Origin of the sequence: Mesorhizobium sp. CAU 1732 (assembly GCF_039888675.1) — a bacterium.
Lineage (GTDB): Bacteria > Pseudomonadota > Alphaproteobacteria > Rhizobiales > Rhizobiaceae > Aerobium.
In genome coordinates this window covers 187,312-204,642 of record NZ_JBDQQR010000002.1, presented here as the reverse complement: position 1 = coordinate 204,642, position 17,331 = coordinate 187,312, and the positions used below count along the sequence as shown (strand labels likewise).

Annotated in this window: 24 protein-coding genes; 12 read left to right on the top strand and 12 right to left on the bottom strand. The window is 61.2% G+C overall.

Features of this window, described 5'->3' with window-relative positions:
* Positions 1–6 precede the first annotated feature (6 nt).
* The 4 genes from AAFN55_RS18670 to AAFN55_RS18655 all read right to left on the bottom strand — a co-directional run bounded on the left by AAFN55_RS18670 (position 7) and on the right by AAFN55_RS18655 (position 3,118).
* The gene (locus AAFN55_RS18670; RefSeq protein ID WP_347800478.1) at positions 7–303 is read right to left on the bottom strand and encodes a GNAT family N-acetyltransferase; all 297 of its coding nucleotides are present in this window, start codon (positions 301–303) and stop codon (positions 7–9) included.
* 22 nt (positions 304–325) lie between these two features.
* Complete coding sequence (locus AAFN55_RS18665; protein WP_347800477.1) at positions 326–946, bottom strand: alpha/beta hydrolase; 621 nt, start codon at positions 944–946, stop codon at positions 326–328.
* A gap of 11 nt (positions 947–957) precedes the next feature.
* The gene (locus tag AAFN55_RS18660) at positions 958–1,893 is read right to left on the bottom strand and encodes a VOC family protein (RefSeq protein WP_347800476.1); all 936 of its coding nucleotides are present in this window, start codon (positions 1,891–1,893) and stop codon (positions 958–960) included.
* Between the two features lie 220 nt (positions 1,894–2,113).
* Positions 2,114–3,118, bottom strand: a complete 1,005-nt coding sequence (locus tag AAFN55_RS18655) for a PRC-barrel domain-containing protein (protein WP_347800475.1) — start codon at positions 3,116–3,118, stop codon at positions 2,114–2,116.
* A 225-nt stretch (positions 3,119–3,343) separates the two neighbouring features.
* On the opposite strand from AAFN55_RS18655, the gene AAFN55_RS18650 reads away from it, so the two are divergent.
* Positions 3,344–4,243 (top strand): diacylglycerol kinase family protein, encoded by a 900-nt coding sequence (locus tag AAFN55_RS18650; RefSeq protein WP_347800474.1) that lies wholly within the window; start codon positions 3,344–3,346, stop codon positions 4,241–4,243.
* Positions 4,244–4,250: 7 nt separating this feature from the next.
* Here the strand turns inward: AAFN55_RS18650 and AAFN55_RS18645 are convergent, their stop codons facing one another.
* From AAFN55_RS18645 to AAFN55_RS18635, 3 genes are all read right to left on the bottom strand, one after another.
* Positions 4,251–4,463, bottom strand: a complete 213-nt coding sequence (locus AAFN55_RS18645; protein WP_347800473.1) for a hypothetical protein — start codon at positions 4,461–4,463, stop codon at positions 4,251–4,253.
* Between the two features lie 82 nt (positions 4,464–4,545).
* A complete protein-coding gene (locus AAFN55_RS18640) occupies positions 4,546–4,992 on the bottom strand; it encodes a hypothetical protein (RefSeq protein ID WP_347800472.1) in 447 nt (148 codons plus the stop codon).
* A gap of 9 nt (positions 4,993–5,001) precedes the next feature.
* A complete protein-coding gene (locus tag AAFN55_RS18635; protein ID WP_347800471.1) occupies positions 5,002–5,445 on the bottom strand; it encodes a hypothetical protein in 444 nt (147 codons plus the stop codon).
* Between the two features lie 23 nt (positions 5,446–5,468).
* Between AAFN55_RS18635 and AAFN55_RS18630 the strand changes: the two genes are divergently transcribed.
* Positions 5,469–6,566: an AI-2E family transporter gene (locus AAFN55_RS18630; protein WP_347800470.1), complete on the top strand. Its 1,098-nt coding sequence runs from the start codon at positions 5,469–5,471 to the stop codon at positions 6,564–6,566.
* Between the two features lie 5 nt (positions 6,567–6,571).
* On the opposite strand, the gene AAFN55_RS18625 is transcribed toward AAFN55_RS18630, so the two are convergent.
* A complete protein-coding gene (locus tag AAFN55_RS18625; RefSeq protein ID WP_347800469.1) occupies positions 6,572–7,327 on the bottom strand; it encodes a Crp/Fnr family transcriptional regulator in 756 nt (251 codons plus the stop codon).
* A 150-nt stretch (positions 7,328–7,477) separates the two neighbouring features.
* Here AAFN55_RS18625 and AAFN55_RS18620 point away from each other — a divergent pair, with 150 nt between their 5' ends.
* Complete coding sequence (locus tag AAFN55_RS18620) at positions 7,478–7,891, top strand: response regulator (protein ID WP_347800468.1); 414 nt, start codon at positions 7,478–7,480, stop codon at positions 7,889–7,891.
* Here AAFN55_RS18620 and AAFN55_RS18615 read toward each other — a convergent pair.
* The gene (locus tag AAFN55_RS18615; RefSeq protein ID WP_347800467.1) at positions 7,864–8,412 is read right to left on the bottom strand and encodes a sigma-70 family RNA polymerase sigma factor; all 549 of its coding nucleotides are present in this window, start codon (positions 8,410–8,412) and stop codon (positions 7,864–7,866) included. The two genes, AAFN55_RS18620 and AAFN55_RS18615, sit on opposite strands and share 28 nt — an antisense overlap.
* Before the next feature lie 2 nt (positions 8,413–8,414).
* Positions 8,415–8,621: a NepR family anti-sigma factor gene (locus AAFN55_RS18610; protein ID WP_347800466.1), complete on the bottom strand. Its 207-nt coding sequence runs from the start codon at positions 8,619–8,621 to the stop codon at positions 8,415–8,417.
* Between the two features lie 228 nt (positions 8,622–8,849).
* Here AAFN55_RS18610 and AAFN55_RS18605 point away from each other — a divergent pair, with 228 nt between their 5' ends.
* From AAFN55_RS18605 to AAFN55_RS18590, 4 genes are all read left to right on the top strand, one after another.
* Positions 8,850–9,644, top strand: coding sequence for a response regulator (locus AAFN55_RS18605; RefSeq protein ID WP_347800465.1), 795 nt, complete (start codon positions 8,850–8,852; stop codon positions 9,642–9,644).
* A 143-nt stretch (positions 9,645–9,787) separates the two neighbouring features.
* The gene (locus AAFN55_RS18600) at positions 9,788–9,955 is read left to right on the top strand and encodes a DUF1328 domain-containing protein (RefSeq protein WP_347801044.1); all 168 of its coding nucleotides are present in this window, start codon (positions 9,788–9,790) and stop codon (positions 9,953–9,955) included.
* Between the two features lie 272 nt (positions 9,956–10,227).
* The gene (locus AAFN55_RS18595; RefSeq protein ID WP_347800464.1) at positions 10,228–11,211 is read left to right on the top strand and encodes an HWE histidine kinase domain-containing protein; all 984 of its coding nucleotides are present in this window, start codon (positions 10,228–10,230) and stop codon (positions 11,209–11,211) included.
* A 316-nt stretch (positions 11,212–11,527) separates the two neighbouring features.
* Entirely contained in the window at positions 11,528–11,701 is a 174-nt protein-coding gene (locus AAFN55_RS18590) for a hypothetical protein (RefSeq protein ID WP_347800463.1), read from the top strand.
* A gap of 14 nt (positions 11,702–11,715) precedes the next feature.
* Here AAFN55_RS18590 and AAFN55_RS18585 read toward each other — a convergent pair whose 3' ends face one another.
* Positions 11,716–11,865: a histidine kinase gene (locus AAFN55_RS18585; protein ID WP_347800462.1), complete on the bottom strand. Its 150-nt coding sequence runs from the start codon at positions 11,863–11,865 to the stop codon at positions 11,716–11,718.
* A gap of 246 nt (positions 11,866–12,111) precedes the next feature.
* On the opposite strand from AAFN55_RS18585, the gene AAFN55_RS18580 reads away from it, so the two are divergent.
* The 3 genes from AAFN55_RS18580 to AAFN55_RS18570 are packed head-to-tail and all read left to right on the top strand — an operon-like array spanning position 12,112 to position 15,106.
* Positions 12,112–12,714, top strand: a complete 603-nt coding sequence (locus tag AAFN55_RS18580; protein ID WP_347800461.1) for a shikimate kinase — start codon at positions 12,112–12,114, stop codon at positions 12,712–12,714.
* Positions 12,711–13,838 (top strand): 3-dehydroquinate synthase, encoded by a 1,128-nt coding sequence (gene aroB, locus AAFN55_RS18575; protein WP_347800460.1) that lies wholly within the window; start codon positions 12,711–12,713, stop codon positions 13,836–13,838. Before AAFN55_RS18580 ends, aroB begins: the two co-directional genes overlap by 4 nt.
* On the top strand, positions 13,835–15,106 hold the full coding sequence (locus AAFN55_RS18570) for an HlyC/CorC family transporter (RefSeq protein WP_347800459.1): 1,272 nt from the start codon (positions 13,835–13,837) through the stop codon (positions 15,104–15,106). The genes aroB and AAFN55_RS18570 overlap by 4 nt, the downstream gene beginning before the upstream one ends.
* Before the next feature lie 74 nt (positions 15,107–15,180).
* Here the strand turns inward: AAFN55_RS18570 and AAFN55_RS18565 are convergent, their stop codons facing one another.
* Entirely contained in the window at positions 15,181–15,483 is a 303-nt protein-coding gene (locus AAFN55_RS18565) for a BolA family protein (RefSeq protein WP_347800458.1), read from the bottom strand.
* Positions 15,484–15,646: 163 nt separating this feature from the next.
* On the opposite strand from AAFN55_RS18565, the gene AAFN55_RS18560 reads away from it, so the two are divergent.
* Together AAFN55_RS18560 and cobS are read left to right on the top strand one after the other, a co-directional pair.
* On the top strand, positions 15,647–16,267 hold the full coding sequence (locus AAFN55_RS18560; protein WP_347800457.1) for a J domain-containing protein: 621 nt from the start codon (positions 15,647–15,649) through the stop codon (positions 16,265–16,267).
* 77 nt (positions 16,268–16,344) lie between these two features.
* Entirely contained in the window at positions 16,345–17,331 is a 987-nt protein-coding gene (cobS, locus tag AAFN55_RS18555) for a cobaltochelatase subunit CobS (RefSeq protein ID WP_347800456.1), read from the top strand.

Below are 17,331 nucleotides of genomic sequence, written 5' to 3'. Positions count from 1 at the left end.
CGAAACCTATTTCTTCAGCACGTCCGCCCATTCGGGATGGCGGCGGAACTGGGCGGCGGCGAAGGGGCACAACGGGATGATGGTCTTGCCGTCCGCGCGTGCGTCTTCGACGGCGCGCGTCACCAGACGCAACCCTACGCCCTGTCCGCGAAACGCGTCGGGAACCTCGGTGTGATCGATGATCAACTGATGTTCGCCAATCCTGGTAAACGTCATCTCGGCTTCCGCACCATCCGGCGCCTTCACGACATAGCGCCCTTTGTTGCCGCGATCTTCCAGTTCGATGTGCAGGTCGTCGCTCATGGTGTTCTCCTCATGGATCGAATTATGCCGTGGCGTGATATGGCGCGAAAAACTCGGCCGCAGCCATTACCTCGTTCTGGCGAAGATCGTGACCGCCATCGTGCCAGACAAGTTCCACCTCCGCGTCTGCTTTGCGCAGATGACCCTCAAGGGCGATCGTCAGGTCCGGAGGGCAGATCGGATCGCGCCGTCCGGCGGTGATGAGCATACGCTTGCTGGTCAGATCACCGGCGATCTTCGGTGCGAACGGGATCAGTGGATGCATGAGCACGGACGCGTCGAAGACGTCCGGTTTTGCGAAGATGACGGACGCCAGAATGTTCGCGCCGTTGGAATAGCCGAGCCCTAGCACTGCCGACGGCTTCGCGTGCTCGACGTGAGCGGTTACGAAATCGGCCATCCGCGTTGTCGCACGTTCGAGGTCGGCCATGTCGTAGACGCCTTCGCCGGTTCGGCGGAAGAAGCGCGCCGCGCCATGCTCGGAGACATCGCCGCGCGGCGAGACGACCGTCGCGCCGGGCACGAGATCCTGGCCGAAGCCGAAGAACTGGTTTTCGTCGGCCCCCGTGCCATGAAACACGAAGAGGAGGGGACCGCCGGCTTTCCCGCCGGCGGTCTTGTGGATGTAGCTGTCGATCGCCATTGCTCGTCTCCTCAGGCGTCCAGCGGCTGGAGGTGCTGCTCCAGGTATTGGCGCAAATGCTCGTGCTGGCTCGGCAGCTTGAGTGCCTCACCGAGATGCCTGGTATCCTCGTCGCGGTCGAAACCAGGTTCGTTGGTTGCGACTTCGAACAGGACGCCACCCGGCGTACGGAAATAGATCGCCCAGAAGTAATCGCGGTCGATCACCGGCGTGACCTGATAGCCGGTTTCCATGAGCGCCTTGCGGACTTCCAACTGCTTCTCGCGGTTTTCGACCGCGAAGGCGACATGGTGGACGGAACCCGCACCCTGCCGCGCATGGCTGACGACGGGCAGCGTCTCGACATCGACGATATCGGCGCCGTTGCCGTCACCCTTGATCGCGAACCGACGCACACTGCCCGACTTCTCGATTTCCTCGTAATTCATGAATTTGAGAAGTTCGGCGGTCGCGCCACCGTCCTGCAAGCGCATGGTGATCGAGTGGAACCCGCGGATGGCCTCAGCGTCGCCGACGCCGCCATTCGTCCACGGGGCACGGTCGTCGTTCCTGACCTCTGCCAGCGCGAAGCCGTCGCCATCCGGCCCATCGAAGGCCAGTCGCTTCTGGCCGAAGATCTCGCTGCGCTTCAGGCCGGTGACGCCCTGGCCGGCAAGCCGCTCTTCCCAGAAGCCCAGCGTGCCTTCCGGTACGGAAAACACTGTGGTGCCGACTTCGCCGGTGCCGGGCCGGCCGCGTCCGATGTTGGGAAACGGAAAGTAGGTCATCACCGAGCCCGGCGTGCCCAACTCATCGGCGTAGTAGAGATGGTAGACGTCCGGCGCGTCGAAGTTGACGGTCTTCTTGACCCTGCGAAGACCGAGCTTGTGGGTAAAGAAGTCGTTGTTCTCGCGTGCATCGCGCGCCATCGACGTGACGTGATGGAGACCCTTGATCTGGTTCAGCATGGTGCTGCTCCTTCCGACTGATCCTTGCCGCTCACGGCGGCGTTGGGTTCATATGTCGGTAAGCGGACAGGAAAGGAAAGTACCGGAACGCGCTATGGACCGTGCTGAAAATGTGAACAATGAGAGGGGAATTGTTCACTTGTTATTATGAGAATGTCGTCCGTTGAAACGGAAAAAGGCCCGCGCAATGGCGGGCCTCTTCGTGGTTTGCGTTGCTGGCTTACTGAGCCGGAACAATCAGAACCTGTTCGTCGCGGTTCTCGGCAAAGGTCGCCTCATCATAGGCCGGCTGTGCCTCAAGCTGCTCCTTGGTGAGCGAGGTGTAGAGGTACATATCGCCATCCTCGTCCGAGAGGAATGCGAGGTTGTCCATGCCCACCGCTACTTCCTTCTCGCCGATGCCGAGGAAGCCGCCGACATTGATGATCACGGCGTCGACCGTATCGCCCGACAGGATCACGTCGCCGATTTCACCGACGTTCTCGTCATTGGCGCCGTAGACGGTCGTGCCCACGAGATTGTCGGCGCTGACGTCGCTCACCTCGTTGAGCGTCGACCGATCGATCGCTGCGGTTTCCGTTTCGTCGGTCGTCGCCGTGTCATCAGCAGGGGCGGCGGCCGTCGTGTCGGTTGGCGCTGCGGGGACTGGAGCAACTGCGGTATCGCCGGCAGGGGCCTCATCCGTGGGAGCAGCGGCCATGCCGTCAGCCGGAGCGGCGTCATCTGCAGCCTCGTCTGTCGCGGGTGCGGATGCCAGATCCTCAGCGGTAGCGGGCTGCGTGTTGCCGACTTCGGCGTCAGCCGGCTGTGGCCGGAAGGCTGCCGTGTCGAACTCCGCCTGGGCTTCAAGAGCCTCGCGGGTCGTCTCTACGACCATGTACTCTTCGCCGTCCCGTTCGGTCCATTCAACGAGACCGAACTCCAGTGCGACGTTCTTCTGGCCGATGCCGAGGAAGCCGCCGACGCCGACCACGATGGCCTGCACGTTGCCTTCGGCATCCACGACGAGGTCATTGACCTCGCCGATGTTCTCGGCGTCGTCGCCGGTGCCATTGTAGACGGTCTCGCCGATCAGGTTGGAGGCGAGGTAGCCATCGGCCTGCTTCACCTGCGGTGCAGGGGTAGCCTCGGTCGGGGCAGCGGGGGCCGGAGCCGTCTGTGCGAAGGCTGCGCCGGTCGAAACGAGCGTGGCAATCGCGGTAGTCGCCAAAAGATTGCGGATCATGATATACTCTCCTAGTGCATTGTTTCTTTGCACGGTCGCGCTCACGCCAAACTTTGCAGGGGAGGCAGGGCGCGACCTTCACATCCTGACAACGTGACCACCCCCGTCTGGTTCCGTTTTTTGCTTGGCATTGCTGCCTGATAAAGAGCGGAACAAACATGGCGCACGCGCATTGGTCCGGGCTGTGACCACTGGCAGTCCAGCACTGCGGAGGGATCGTCACGCATGCGCTTTCAGGTCATTCTCAACCGCGATGGCGGGACGTTGCGTACGCTCGACCTCGACCAATTTTCCACACGGATGCGACAGACGCTGGAAGATGCCGGACACACCGTAAAGGTTGACATCGTTCCCGGCTCCGAGATCGAAGCCACACTCGACACGGCGCTCAGGAGCAGGTGTGACGTCATCATGGTGGGCGGCGGCGATGGCACCGTGTCGTCCGCTGCCGGAAAGCTCAACGGATCGAAGAAGGTTCTTGCGATCCTGCCGGCCGGCACGATGAACCTGTTTGCCCGCAGCCTGGCGATCCCGCTCCAACTCGATCAGGCTGTGGCGTCATTTGCGGATGGCGAGGTGCGCGCAGTCGATCTCGCGAGCGCCAACGGCCGCATCTTCATCCACCAGTTTTCGATCGGAATGCATGCCAAGCTGATCAAGCTTCGTGAAAAGCGGGAGTTTGCATCGCGGCTCGGCAAAATTCGCGCGTCGGTGCAGGCGGGCTTCGGGACGTTTTTCCGGCCGCCGCGCATCCGGGTTGCGATGACCATCGACGGCAAGGAGATGACGTTCTCGACCGCGGGTATCGGGGTGACGAACAATCTCTTCGGCGAGGGTCATCTTCCCTACGCTGACACGCCGGATGGCGGGGTGCTCGGCGTCTATGTAACGCGCGCGCGCCGCAAGCGCGATCTTGCCCGGTTCTTCTTCAACATGGCGCTGGGGCGCTGGCGCGCGAACGACCAGGTCGATATCTTCAGCGCGAAGACGGTCACGGTAAAGCTTGCCTCGCATCACAAGCGACTTGGCTGCGCGATGGATGGAGAGTTGTGCAAGCTGAGTGAAGTAACCGAACTGGAAATCCTGCCGGGCGCCCTGAAGGTGCTGGCGCCCCGGCAGTCCTGATTTACGCTTACTGAGCCGGCGCGGCGGGAGGCGTGGCCTGCTCCGCGGGCTGGTCCGTCGGCGCGCCACCGACCGGATCTTCGGGTGCGATGGATTCGCCGAACATGCCGACGCCCCACCAGACGACGATAGCAAGTAGAAGCGCGCAGATCAGGATCGTCAGGAGATGCGTTCCAGAACGCCCCTGACGGGCCTTGTCCTTGTCAACGATTTTCGTCATCGGTGTCTCCAAATATATGAGGTCCTCTCCCCGGCAATGTGCCGGGGAGGTCAAGGTTCCAAACGTGTGCGAAGCGGATGCTTCAGTCGCCGTCGCGAGTGCGCGGAGCGCGCGAGTTTTCGCGGTAGACGGCGTAGGCGAGGGCGGCGATCGCAGGCGCAATCAACACGACCGCGCGGCCGCGCCCGGCCAGAAGCGTCGGTATCAGCGCGATGGCCGTTGCGCTTGCAACGGCCTTCACTTCGGTTCCGCGACGGCGGGCCACGCGTTTCGCCTTCATCCGCGCCGTGATGCGGTGGACGATCAGGAGAACGATTGCCAGCCCGATGAAGCCGCCGGCGAACCACAGCGCGGCGTTAACCGTGCCAAGCTCGTTAGCGGCGGTGACAAAACCCGCGCCCAGCAAGAAGCCCGCGCCACAAAACAGGAACAGCGCGGCCGCTGCGTAGATCAGCAGCGAGCGGCGAAGGCGCGATACCGCTTCCGTCGCTTCGCCGGACACGACGGACGCCAGCAGTGTGGCAAGCATAGGCACGTTCTAACGACGCGAAAGGAGCGCCAGGAAGAAGCCGACACCTGCCGCTATCGCAAGCGACGTGATCGGCTTCTCGCGCACCGTCTCGGTGAGCTGCTGCTCAAGGTCGTCGGCATTCTGCTTGATGACGCCGACAGCGGCTTCGCCGCGCACGCGCAACTGCTCCGCGCCTTCGCTGGCCGCACGCTTCGCAGCAGAAACAGAATGCTCGCCCGTACGGGTGAGCTGCTCGGTCAGCTTGGCCACATCATCGCGCAAACGGTCGATCTCCGCTTCCAGATCTTCCGGGCTCCGGGCCGCGCCGCTCTTTACCGCCTTACCTGCTGCTGATGTCGCCATTTCAAACTCCTTGGGTGTTGCCGCCTCACAACGCGCGGTCTCCTGCGAGGTTCCCCATTGCCGGTTCGCGAGGGGAACCGTGCTGCGCGGCGGGACGTTGAGGGACATTGTAATCCGGAAAACCTTATTTCATGAAGCCTTTCGAGCTCAAAAAACCCCCGATCGTCCGGCTGCCGCCGCGGTCGAATTTCGAGATCGGTCTCTCGCGGAGCGCGCAGATTTCCATCGTGCTGATCGGCGCGGTGACGTTCATTTTCGCGCTTCATGCCGGCAGGTTCCTGCTCGCGCCCGTCTCGCTTGCAGTCGTGGTGGGGCTGATGCTGGGGCCGATCGCTCGGCGTATCGAAAAGCGGGGCATCGGGACGTGGGTCTCGGCGGGACTTGTGACGCTTCTGTTCCTCGCCGTCCTCAGTGCACTGACCGCAGCACTGGTCGGCCCGCTTACCTTCTGGGCCGGGCAGCTTCCCTCGATATGGGAGCAGTTGCAGGTCCAGCTTGCCCAGTTCAGCGAACCGCTGAATGCGATACGCGGCTTGCAGGAACAGATTCGCACCATCACCGGCGGATCGGGTGTCACGGTGTCTGTCGAGGACGGCTCGGCGGTTGAAAGCGTGGTGACGTTCGCGCCGGCGATGTTCGCACAGATCCTGCTGTTCCTCGCCAGTCTCTACTTCTTCATCGCCACGCGCGATGACATCCGCATCGCGGTGCTGCGGCTGTGCATGAGCCGGCGCTTGCGCTGGCGCACGGCGCACATCTTCATCGATGTGGAGTCGCTCGTGTCGCAATATCTCCTCTCGATCACCTTCATCAATATAGGTCTGGGCCTCGCGGTCGGACTGGCGATGTGGGTCGCCGGCGTTCCGTCGCCCTGGCTGTGGGGCGCGCTCGCGGGCCTTCTGAACTTCGTGGTCTATATCGGCCCGGCCGTCATGGCGGCTATTCTGTTCATCGTCGGGCTGGGAAGCTTCGAGACGCTCACCGGAAGCATGATGCCGCTGGTGATCTACATGTCGCTGAACCTGATCGAGGCGCAGTTCGTCACACCGCTCGTCGTGGGGCGAACACTCACGCTCAACCCGTTCCTCGTCGTCCTCGCCCTGGCATTCTGGATCTGGATCTGGGGGCCGGTGGGCGGATTCATCGCAATACCGGCCGTGCTGGTCGTGTTTGCGATCGCACGCAACATCGTGCCCGGCTTTGGCACGGCGCAGAACGGTCAGCCGTAAGGCCGTCAGATGAACGGGCGGATCGTCTCGCCGGGTCCTTCCCAGCGAGCCAGCGTCGTCAGGCCATCGATATCCAGTACCTCGCAGCCCCGATCGCGCCAACGCAGCATCTTGCGGTCGATCAGCTTGCGCACCGTCTTGTTGGTGTGAACCAGCGATAGCCCGAGCGTATCGGCCACATGCTGCTGCGTGATGGGAAGCTCGAGCGTGTCGCCGTTGATGAGGCCCACGGCGCTGGCCCGGCTCACCAGGAACGCGACGAGATAGGCAAGGCGCTCGATGGCGGTGCGGCGCCCGACGCTCAACAGGTTCTCGTCGAGCATGCTTTCCTCGCGCGAGGCAATCCAGGTGACGTCATAAGCGAGTTCGGGATGCTCGTGGTAGAGCGACATCAACTCCCCGCGCTCGAACACGCACAAGGTCATGGGCGAAAGCGCCTCGATCGAGTGCTGCATTTCGCCCATCAGGCTGCCTTGGAGACCGACAAGATCGCCCGGCATGACGAAGTTGACGATCTGCCGGCGCCCGTCCGGCAGGAGTTTGTACCGAAATCCCCATCCGACGAGCACCGTATAAAGATGCGGGTTGCGTGTTCCCTCCGAGAGAATTGTGGCGCCCTTGTCGACGCTCAGTTCGCCGCGCTTGAAGCGCGAAACGAACGACAACTCCTTCGTGTTGAAGTCCCGGAACAGTTTTCGGCGCATCAACGGGCATTTCTCGCACGAATATTTGCGCTCGGATTGTACCGGAATATCAGCCATGACGCCCCAAACCTCTATATCAGACCAAGCACAGCTCGGCGCCGGCGATGCGATGAATGTAGCATCTGCGCCACAGTTGCGTGTGCGTCTTTTTTAAATGACAACTCATGCTCATCAGGTGCACTTACCGTGTTTTTCGGAGGCATCTCATTGCGCGACATTCGATTGGACGGCATGCGTGTGCTCGTCATGGAAGACGAGTACCTGATTGCCATGGATGTCGAGCAATTGTGTTACGACCACGGTGCGGTCGAAGTCGTCATTGCCCGCAATGTGCAGGAACTCGGGCCCGACCCGCTTGACGGCAAGCGGTTCCACGCAGCAATCGTCGATGTCATGCTGGGCGGCCATTCCACGCTCGACTTCGCTAGCGGCTTGATCGAGCGAGACATTCCGTTCGTGTTCGCCACAGGGTATGCGCACAATGAGGGGATGTTCGACGCCGTCGCCGGCGTCGAGGTCATCAGCAAGCCCTATGCGGGAAAAATCCTGATCGAAGCCCTTGGCAGGGCGATTTCGCGCCAGAACGCGAAAAGTCAGGCGGCGTTTGATCCCATGACCTGAGAGGAGATCGCGTCGGGTCCGTAGTCGGCTTCACCCGCCACGTTGAGGATTTCCTGAAGCCTGCCGCGCGCCCGGCTGACCCGGCTCTTGATCGTACCGACCGCACATCCGCAAATCTCGGCGGCTTCCTCATAGGAAAAGCCCGACGCACCGATGAGGATGATCGCTTCGCGCTGATCGCCTGGCAACGTTTCGAGAGCTGCCCGGAAATCGTCGAGGTCCATGGATCCCTGCTGGCTCGGGTGAACCGCAAGACGGGCCGTGATGACGCCATCGCTGTCCTGCACTTCGCGTCCGCGCTTGCGCATCTGCGAATAGAACTCGTTGCGCAGGATCGTGAACACCCAGGCCTTCAGATTCGTGCCTGGCTGAAACGACGCCTGCTTGTCCCAGGCCTTCACCAGTGTTTCCTGGACCAGATCGTCTGCCTTGTCGGCATTCTGTGCCAGCGACATCGCGAAGGCGCGCAAGCTCGGGATGGCGCTTAGCAGGTCGTTCTTGAAAGACGAACCATCCGCCATCGTCATGCTCCTTCGCGAGACGCGTCGGACTCTTCCCGCTTCTCGAGCTGCTTCAGCAGGTCCGCGAACCTGTCGGGAACATCTTCCGAAACGATCTCGTCATAATATTGCTTGAGTTTGCGCCCGATCTCGGAATTCGACCCGAGCGGTTCACCGCTTCGTCCCGGCTTGAGATGCCCGTCGGAAGCTGCTTGGATATTTGGCTTCATATTGTGTCTCTTCACCCCAAAATTCGCCGCCCGGTTTCGGCTGCTCCAATCTCGACGCGAAACGCACGAATAGCGCAGATCGGCGGACCGGAACGATCAGTCGGAAATTCAAACGTGGCTGTCGGGAAAACGTTCCACATTCTTGGAACTTTTTTGGTATCGACGCGTTCTAAGCCCGAAGTATGCATCATTTCTGCTACAGTACCTGCCTGAGGGAGACGCCACATTATGAGTTTGTCCGCACGGATCGCGCCGCATCTGCCATTTTTGAGGCGCTTTTCCCGCGCTGTAACCGGCTCACAGGCGAGTGGCGACGCTTTGGTCGCTGCAACGCTCGAGGCGATCATTGCAGACGTGAGCGTTTTTCCGAAGCTCTCCAGCGATCGGATCGCTCTCTACCGCGTTTTCACCAAGCTCTTCACATCGGTGAGCATTCGCGTGCCTGATATCGACAGCAGCCCTTCGTGGGAAAGCCGCGCGGCGGCAAACCTGTCCGCGCTTGCACCGCTTCCGCGCCAGTCGTTCCTGCTTGTGGCGGTCGAGGGGTTCTCCGAATCCGAGGCGGCAGAAGTTCTCGGCGTCGATGTCTCGAAATTCTCCACGCTTCTCTCGGAAGCCAGCGACGAGATTTCGCGTCAGGTTGCTACCGACGTTCTCATCATCGAGGATGAGCCGCTGATCGCCATGGACATCGAGCAGATGGTCGAAGGCCTCGGGCACCGCGTCGTGGGCACCGCGCGCACCCACAAGGAAGCCGTCGCGCTGTTTTCCAGCACCAAGCCAAAGATGGTCCTTGCCGACATCCAGCTTGCCGATGGGTCGTCCGGCATCGATGCCGTGAACGAGATTCTGGCCTCGGCGCCGGTCCCGGTCATTTTCATCACAGCATTTCCGGAGCGTCTTTTGACGGGTGAACGTCCGGAGCCGGCTTTCCTCGTGACCAAGCCGTTTAACCCCGATATGGTCAAGGCCCTGATCAGCCAGGCACTCTTTTTCGATCGTCAGGCGAAGGCTGCGGCCTGATCCAAATGCGCGAATGATTCGATCGAGCAAGGCCGCCGTTGAGCGGCCTTCTCTTTGCTCAAGAAACTTGCCACCCGACGGTGGGTTTCCGGAACAAAAACTGTCAATGGACGTTTTCCAGCATCATTTCCAAGGAGATACCCATGCTGTACTGGGCGCTTGTTTTCCTCGTTGTCGCGATCATCGCCGGCGCGTTGGGATTCGGCGGCATCGCCGGTGCGTCAGCCGGCCTGGCGCAGATCCTTTTCTTCATCTTCCTCGCATTCCTGGTCATCTCGTTGATCGCTGGCCTCATGCGTCGGGTGGGTTGAGCGGCTGAGGAGAGTTCGGTGCGCCACAACACAGGCAGCGCCCACGAGCGGCGAAGCGTGCAGTCCCCTCAGCTCGCGCTCCGTCACCCGCCGGATGGTGCAGGACCTTGTCTTGTATCGTTCGGCGGCGTTGCATTTATGGATCATCTTTTGCCTCGACCATATCCATCAACAGACAACGACGAACGCCCGGACATCATGTTCGCGCAAGGTGTTCGCGGCGTCTCACAGGAGCTGGAAGCATAGCGAGCAGAGGCAACGACGGCGTCAACATGCGATCCCCAAAGCAGAGTGTCGATTTGGGGAGAGGGCTCCTGCATGCGTTGCGCAATGCGGGAATCATCGTGTTCTACCAGTCTCCCGATCTTCAGGTTCAATGGGGTCAAAACATCCCGGACGGCTGGGCCGGCGGTGACATTACAGGCAAGATCGACAGCCAGTTTCTACCCCTGGCGTCGGCAGACCGGATCATGGACCGCAAGCGTGCCGTGCTTGCCACGGGCACGCCCGATACGCTTGAGTTCCGGGACAACACGCCGGATGGCGGACGCTGGTTCGACATGTGGATCGATGCCGACCACGGCGACGACGGCACTGTAAACGGCATCGTCACCACGGTCGTCGAGATCACCGAGCGGAAGCATCGCGAACAGACGCTGCGCACGCTCCTGCGTGAAGTCAGCCATCGTTCCAAGAATTTGCTGGCGATCATTCAGAGTATCGCGACCCAGACCGGGCGTCATTCGTCACGGATCGACGTGTTTCTCGATCGCTTCCGCGGCCGGCTCCAGTCGCTCGCTTCGTCCCAGGATTTGGTGACGTCATCGAACTGGCGCGGCGCCATGCTGAGCGCATTGGTCGAAGGGCAGATTGCACGTTTTCGCGGCGAGGCGGACGACGGGGTGCATTTCGAAGGTATCGACGTCTACCTCAATCCCAACGCAGCGTTGCACATCGGCCTTGCCCTCCACGAACTCGTCGTCAATTCCATGAGCTACGGGGCACTTGCCCGACCGCATGGTGTCGCCACGCTGGTGAGCATCCTTCAGGCGGGGGAGGATGGCGAAAGCACTCTGGTGCTGACCTGGAGCGAACGGACGAATGCCTCCAGGCTTGAAGATCACAAGCAGTTCGGCAGCGTTGCGCTGGAACGTGTGGTTCCGTTGTCGCTCGAAGGCAAGGCAGGATTCACCCTTGACGGCGACAGGCTCGACTATCGCCTGGAGGTTCCGGCCGGAAATTTCGAGATCGAGTGAGCGGATTGCTCGCAGCTTCAGGTCTGTGGCGCATAAATCCGCTATCCAACGCAACCCTTCGCCGACGCAAGACAAAAAGAAAGCTGGTCGGTGGACCAGCTTTCTCTGAAGTGAGACGATTGGGGGGTATCGTCAGTGTGTGGCCTCACCATCCATGTCGGGGGGGGGCGATTTGGAGGGGCTGTAAACAACAGGCCACATGCACCTAAACGAAGGATTGACCATGTGGTTCCATCAAACATGAAGATTTTTTTGGGAACATGAGGTAGGGGAATACGTTCCTGCGCATACGTTGATATCTGGGTGGAGAGACGTGATGATTTCGCAGATGCACGCGGTACAGAATGCGGCTCGCATGGCGATGGATCATCGCGCTGCTGATCCGCGCTTCCGGCGGTCGGCCGCACAGTCCAGACGGTTCTGGTGGATATCGCTCGGTGTTCTCGCGCTCGCCGTCATCGTCGCAGCAGCGATGGCACTGGTTCGATAGGCCGGCTCGTGTATTCAGTTGCCCGGATTTAGACGTTCGGGCGGGATTCGAACCGTCATCTCACCCCTGTTGGGCTCTACATAAAATACCAGTGCGTACATGCCGCCATAGATCAAGCCTGCCAGTATGGCCAGCGTGGTCAAAAACCTGAACAGTGTCGGCATGTCTTTCCCGCAACTCCATCCATTCCAAGCCCGTCTCGTTATGGGACGCCTGCATGGCCATTTCAAGGATGGTGACGCAACCCGGCGGCAATGCTTGACGCGATAGTGGTTTTCATGTCGTTACCGCCCCGAAAGGGACGGAGATATGATGGGCACCGCTTCTGCCTTCACCAACGGGACTCTGCAGCGCATCGCACACGCGGATGTGAAGTGCTTTCCGTTGGCTGAAGCCTGGAGCCGGCCATCATGACGACCGTATCACAGACACGCCGCTCATCGGCGTCGGTTCTCACCATGCTGGAAAAGCGGGTCGTGGTGTTCGTCGGCCTGATGGGCGCCGGCAAGACCGCGATAGGGCGGAAGGTGGCGCAGACACTGGGCCTTCCCTTCGTCGACAGCGATCATGAGATCGAGACCGTGTCGCGCATGAGCGTGCCGGAACTGTTCGAGCGCTACGGCGAGCCCGAGTTCCGGGCTCTGGAGCAGAGGGTCATCGAACGTTTGCTGCGGGAAGGACCACGGGTTGTCTCGACCGGCGGTGGCGCGTTCATGAATGCGCAGACGCGGGAAGCGATCGGCTCATACGGCATATCCATGTGGCTCAAGGCCGATCTCGACGTTCTCATGGAACGCGTGGCCAAGAAGCAGAACAGGCCGCTTCTCAAAAACGCCGATCCGCGTGGTGTCATGCAGCAACTGATGCAGGATCGCTATCCCGTCTATGCCTTGGCCGACGTTACGGTGGAAACCCGCGACACCAAGCGCGAAATCATCGCCGACGAAGCGTTGCAGGCACTCGGCGACCATCTCGAACGCATCACATCCGCTGCCCATACGAGGCCAGAATGATCTCTACAGACACAGTGGACGAGACCGTCCGTGTTGAACTCGGTTCGCGGTCCTACGATATCCTGATCGGACGCGGGCTCATGGCGCGCGCTGGAACAGAGCTCGCCGCGCGGCTGCCGGGAGTACGCGCCGCGATCGTGACCGACGAGCATGTCGCACGTCATCACGCGCAGGCCTTGTCCGACGCGCTGGCCTCCGCGGGGATCGCATCGACCACGATCGCGATCACGCCGGGCGAGAAAAGCAAAAGCTTCGCCTCGCTGGAGAGCGTCGTTGATGGCGTGTTGGAAGCACGGCTGGAGCGGGGCGACGTCGTCATCGCGCTGGGTGGCGGGGTGGTGGGCGATCTTGCGGGCTTCGCGGCCGGCATCGTGCGGCGCGGAATGAAATTCGTGCAGATGCCGACATCGCTTCTGGCGCAGGTGGATTCCTCCGTGGGCGGGAAGACTGGTATCAACACCGCGCGCGGAAAGAATCTCGTCGGCGTTTTTCAGCAGCCTTCCCTCGTGCTCGCCGACACCGACGTACTCGACACCTTGCCGGAACGGGAGTTTCGTGCCGGCTACGCCGAGGTCGCGAAGTACGGCCTGATCGACCGGCCGGACTTCTTTTCCTGGCTCGAAGCGAACTGGCAGGAGGTCTTTGCCGGCGGTGCCGCGCGCATTCAAGCCATCGCCGAATCCTGTCGCGCGAAGGCAGAGGTCGTCGCCCGCGACGAGTTCGAGACCGGCGATCGCGCGCTTCTCAATTTGGGTCACACGTTCGGCCATGCGCTGGAGGCGGCGACCGGTTACGACAGCGCCAGGCTGGTTCACGGCGAGGGCGTCGCGATCGGCATGGCGCTGGCGCACCGCTTTTCCAGCCGCATGAACCTGTGCAGCATGGACGACGCGCACCGTGTCGAAGCGCATCTGGCCAAGGTCGGGCTGCCGGTGGCGATTGCCGACATCGCTGGCGACCTGCCGGATGCCGAGCGCCTGCTCGACTACATCGCGCAGGACAAGAAGGTCTCGCGTGGAGCGCTCACCTTTATCCTCACGCGCGGCGTGGGGAGGTCGTTCGTTGCCAACGATGTGCCGGCTTCTGAGGTGCTTGCCTTTCTGAGGGAGATTCTCGACCGATGACGCCGGAAATCTGGATCACTATCGGCATAATAGTGTTTTGCGTCTGCCTTTCGTTCCTGTTCTCGGGAACCGAGACGGGAATGACGGCCGTGTCGCGGGCCCGTCTTCACTCGTTGGCAGCGCAAGGCGACCGAAGAGCCGCCGTCGTCGAGCGACTGATCGAGAGAAAGGACAGGCTCGTCGGCGCCCTGCTGATCGGCAACAACCTGGTTAATATCCTCGCATCTTCGCTCGCAACGAGCGTGCTGCTTTCACTTTTCGGGCAAAGCGGCGTCGTTTATGCCACGATCGGCATGACTGTGACGCTGGTGATTTTCTCGGAAATCCTTCCGAAGTCCTGGGCGCTCGCCAAGCCAGAACAGTTCGCTCTGTTCGTCTCACCATTTGCGCGGCTCACCGTGTTCCTGTTCGGCTCGCTTTCGAGTGCCGTGAACTGGATCGTGCGCAACATGCTATCCATCTTCGGCGTAAGCCTTTCCATAAATGACGGCATGCTGTCGGCACACGAGGAACTGAGAGGGACCGTTGCCGTTCTTCACAGGGAAGGGTCATTCATCAAGCAGGATCGCGACCGCATGGGCGGCCTGCTCGATCTGCACGAACTCGAAGTCTCCGACATCATGATCCACCGCATGAACATGCGGTCGGTCAGCGCGGATGAGCCGCCTGAAACGCTCGTCCGCGAAATCCTGCAGAGCCCGCACACGCGCATGCCGATCTGGAAGGGCAGCACCGAGAACATCGTCGGCGTGGTGCATGCCAAAGACCTGCTTCGGGCACTCAACGACGTCGGCAACGATTTCTCGCGCATCGACATCACGAAAGTGGCCTCCAAACCGTGGTTCGTGCCCGATACGACCACGCTTCAGGACCAACTCAACGCATTCCTGCGGCGAAAATCGCACTTCGCCATCGTCGTCGACGAATATGGCGAAGTGGAAGGCCTCGTTACCCTCGAAGACATCATCGAGGAGATCGTCGGCGAGATCGCCGACGAACACGATTTGGATGTTCAGGGCGTCAAGCAGGAGGCCGATGGCTCGGTCGTGGTCGACGGTTCCGTGCCGATCCGCGATCTGAACCGCGCACTCGACTGGAACCTCCCCGACGAGGAGGCGACGACGATCGCGGGCCTCGTCATCCACGAGACGCAGTCGATCCCAAAGGAGAGGCAGGCCTTCACGTTCCACGGCAAGCGCTTCATCGTGATGAAGCGCGACAAGAACCGCATCACGCGGATACGGATCAGGCCCGCGGAACAAGTGTGACCATGGTCCCGCTAGTCACCGCGGACGAAAGGATCAGGCGCTACCCGCACGTCACCACGATCTGGTAGCAGGTATCACCACCGGGTCTTCTCACCCGGCGCGGCCGGCTCGATCGCGAGGGCATGAACACCGGCCTCGAGTTCCGGCGCCAGAAGTTCGTTCACGGCACGGTGGCGGTCGATGCGGCTCATGCCTGAAAACGCCTCTGCCACGATGCGGACACGAAAATGCGTTTCTCCGGTACCGTCGAACGCATCGTGGTGGTCCGAGCCGCTGTGGTGATGGCCGGCATGGAGATGGCTCTCGTTAATGACGGACACCCGTTCCGGGGCGAATGCCTTGGAGAGTTTGTTTTCGATCGTCGACTGGATGGACAAGGACACTTCCCTTCACCATATGGGGCGAGCGCCGAAGCACCTCGCATGATTCATGCGGGGTGAGCGATCATCCTGCAAATGTCAATTCTTGTATCGCACGGCGAAGCACCCATAATTGGTGGGTTGCCGCGATACGATCCACAAAATCCTACTCCGAGTTCGGATGACAGCGTATTCGAAATATTTCGACAAGATAAAGGTCCGCCCGGACAAGAAGGCGGAGGCGCAGTCGCGCGCGCCGGTCTGCCAGTGGGATGGCTGCCACGAGCCGGGCACCCACAGGGCGCCCGTCGGTCGTATGCGCGAGGGCGAATATTTCCGATTCTGCTTCGATCACGTGCGCGAGTACAACAAGGGTTTCAACTACTTCTCCGGCGTGCCCGATACGGATGTCGCGCGTTTCCAGAAGGAAGCGATGACCGGGCACCGGCCGACCTGGAAGATGGGAACGGGTGCCCAGGCGACCTCGAACCCTGACTTCGCGCAAAAGCGTTCGGGCAATGCGGGCTACTATAACCGCATGCGTGATCCGCACAGCGTCTTCGGTGGCGCGACGCGCGATCCCAATCGCCCGCGCGAGCGCAAGCTGAAGTCGCTTGAGGCCAAGGCGATGGAAACGCTTGGTCTTGATGCAAAGGCGACTGGCGCGGACATCAAGGCGCGCTATAAGGAACTCGTGAAGCGCCACCATCCGGATGCGAATGGCGGCGACAGAGGTTCGGAAGACCGCTTCCGCGACGTGCTGCAGGCCTACCGCGTGTTGAAACAAGCGGGTTTGTGTTAGTCGCTGCGTCTGCTAGATACGCCTCCGAATTTTGAGAATATGCCGGCGGAACGAACGGTTCCGCGTGTGGAGACATCATGAACAAGGTCGATCGCGACATAGCCAACCTTCCCGACACGACGGTTCCGGTGAAGGAAACCTTCGGTTTCGACTCCTCGATGGTCGTGCCGGCCTATTCGAGTTCCAACGAGAACGTTCCCGATATCGATCCGGATTACCTGTTCGATCGCCAGACGACGTTGGCGATCCTGTCCGGCTTCGCCTACAACCGCCGCGTCATGGTGTCGGGCTACCACGGCACCGGCAAGTCGACCCATATCGAGCAGGTCGCTGCGCGGCTCAACTGGCCCTGCGTCCGTATCAATCTCGACAGCCATGTCAGCCGTATCGATCTCGTCGGCAAGGACGCGATCGTGGTCAAGGAAGGCATGCAAGTCACGGAATTCCGCGACGGCATCCTGCCTTGGGCCTATCAGCACAATGTCGCGCTGGTCTTCGACGAGTACGACGCCGGCCGCCCGGACGTGATGTTCGTCATCCAGCGCGTGCTGGAATCGTCGGGCCGCCTGACGCTGCTCGACCAGAGCCGCGTCATCCGTCCGCATCCGGCGTTCCGCCTGTTTTCGACAGCCAACACGGTCGGCCTCGGCGATACGACGGGCCTCTATCACGGCACCCAGCAGATCAACCAGGCGCAGATGGACCGCTGGTCCATCGTGACCACGCTCAACTACCTTCCGCACGACAAGGAAGTCGAGATCGTGCTGGCCAAGGCCAAGCATTTCCGCACCGAAAAGGGTCGCGACACGGTCAACAAGATGGTCCGCGTCGCCGACATGACGCGCTCGGCCTTCATCAATGGTGACCTGTCGACGGTCATGAGCCCGCGCACGGTCATCATGTGGGCCGAGAACGCCGAAATCTTCAACGATGTCGGCTTCGCCTTCCGCCTGACCTTCCTCAACAAGTGCGACGAACTGGAGCGCTCGGTCGTTGCCGAATTCTACCAGCGCGCATTCGGCGAAGAACTGCCGGAGAGCGCCGCCAACGTGGTGCTGGGGTAG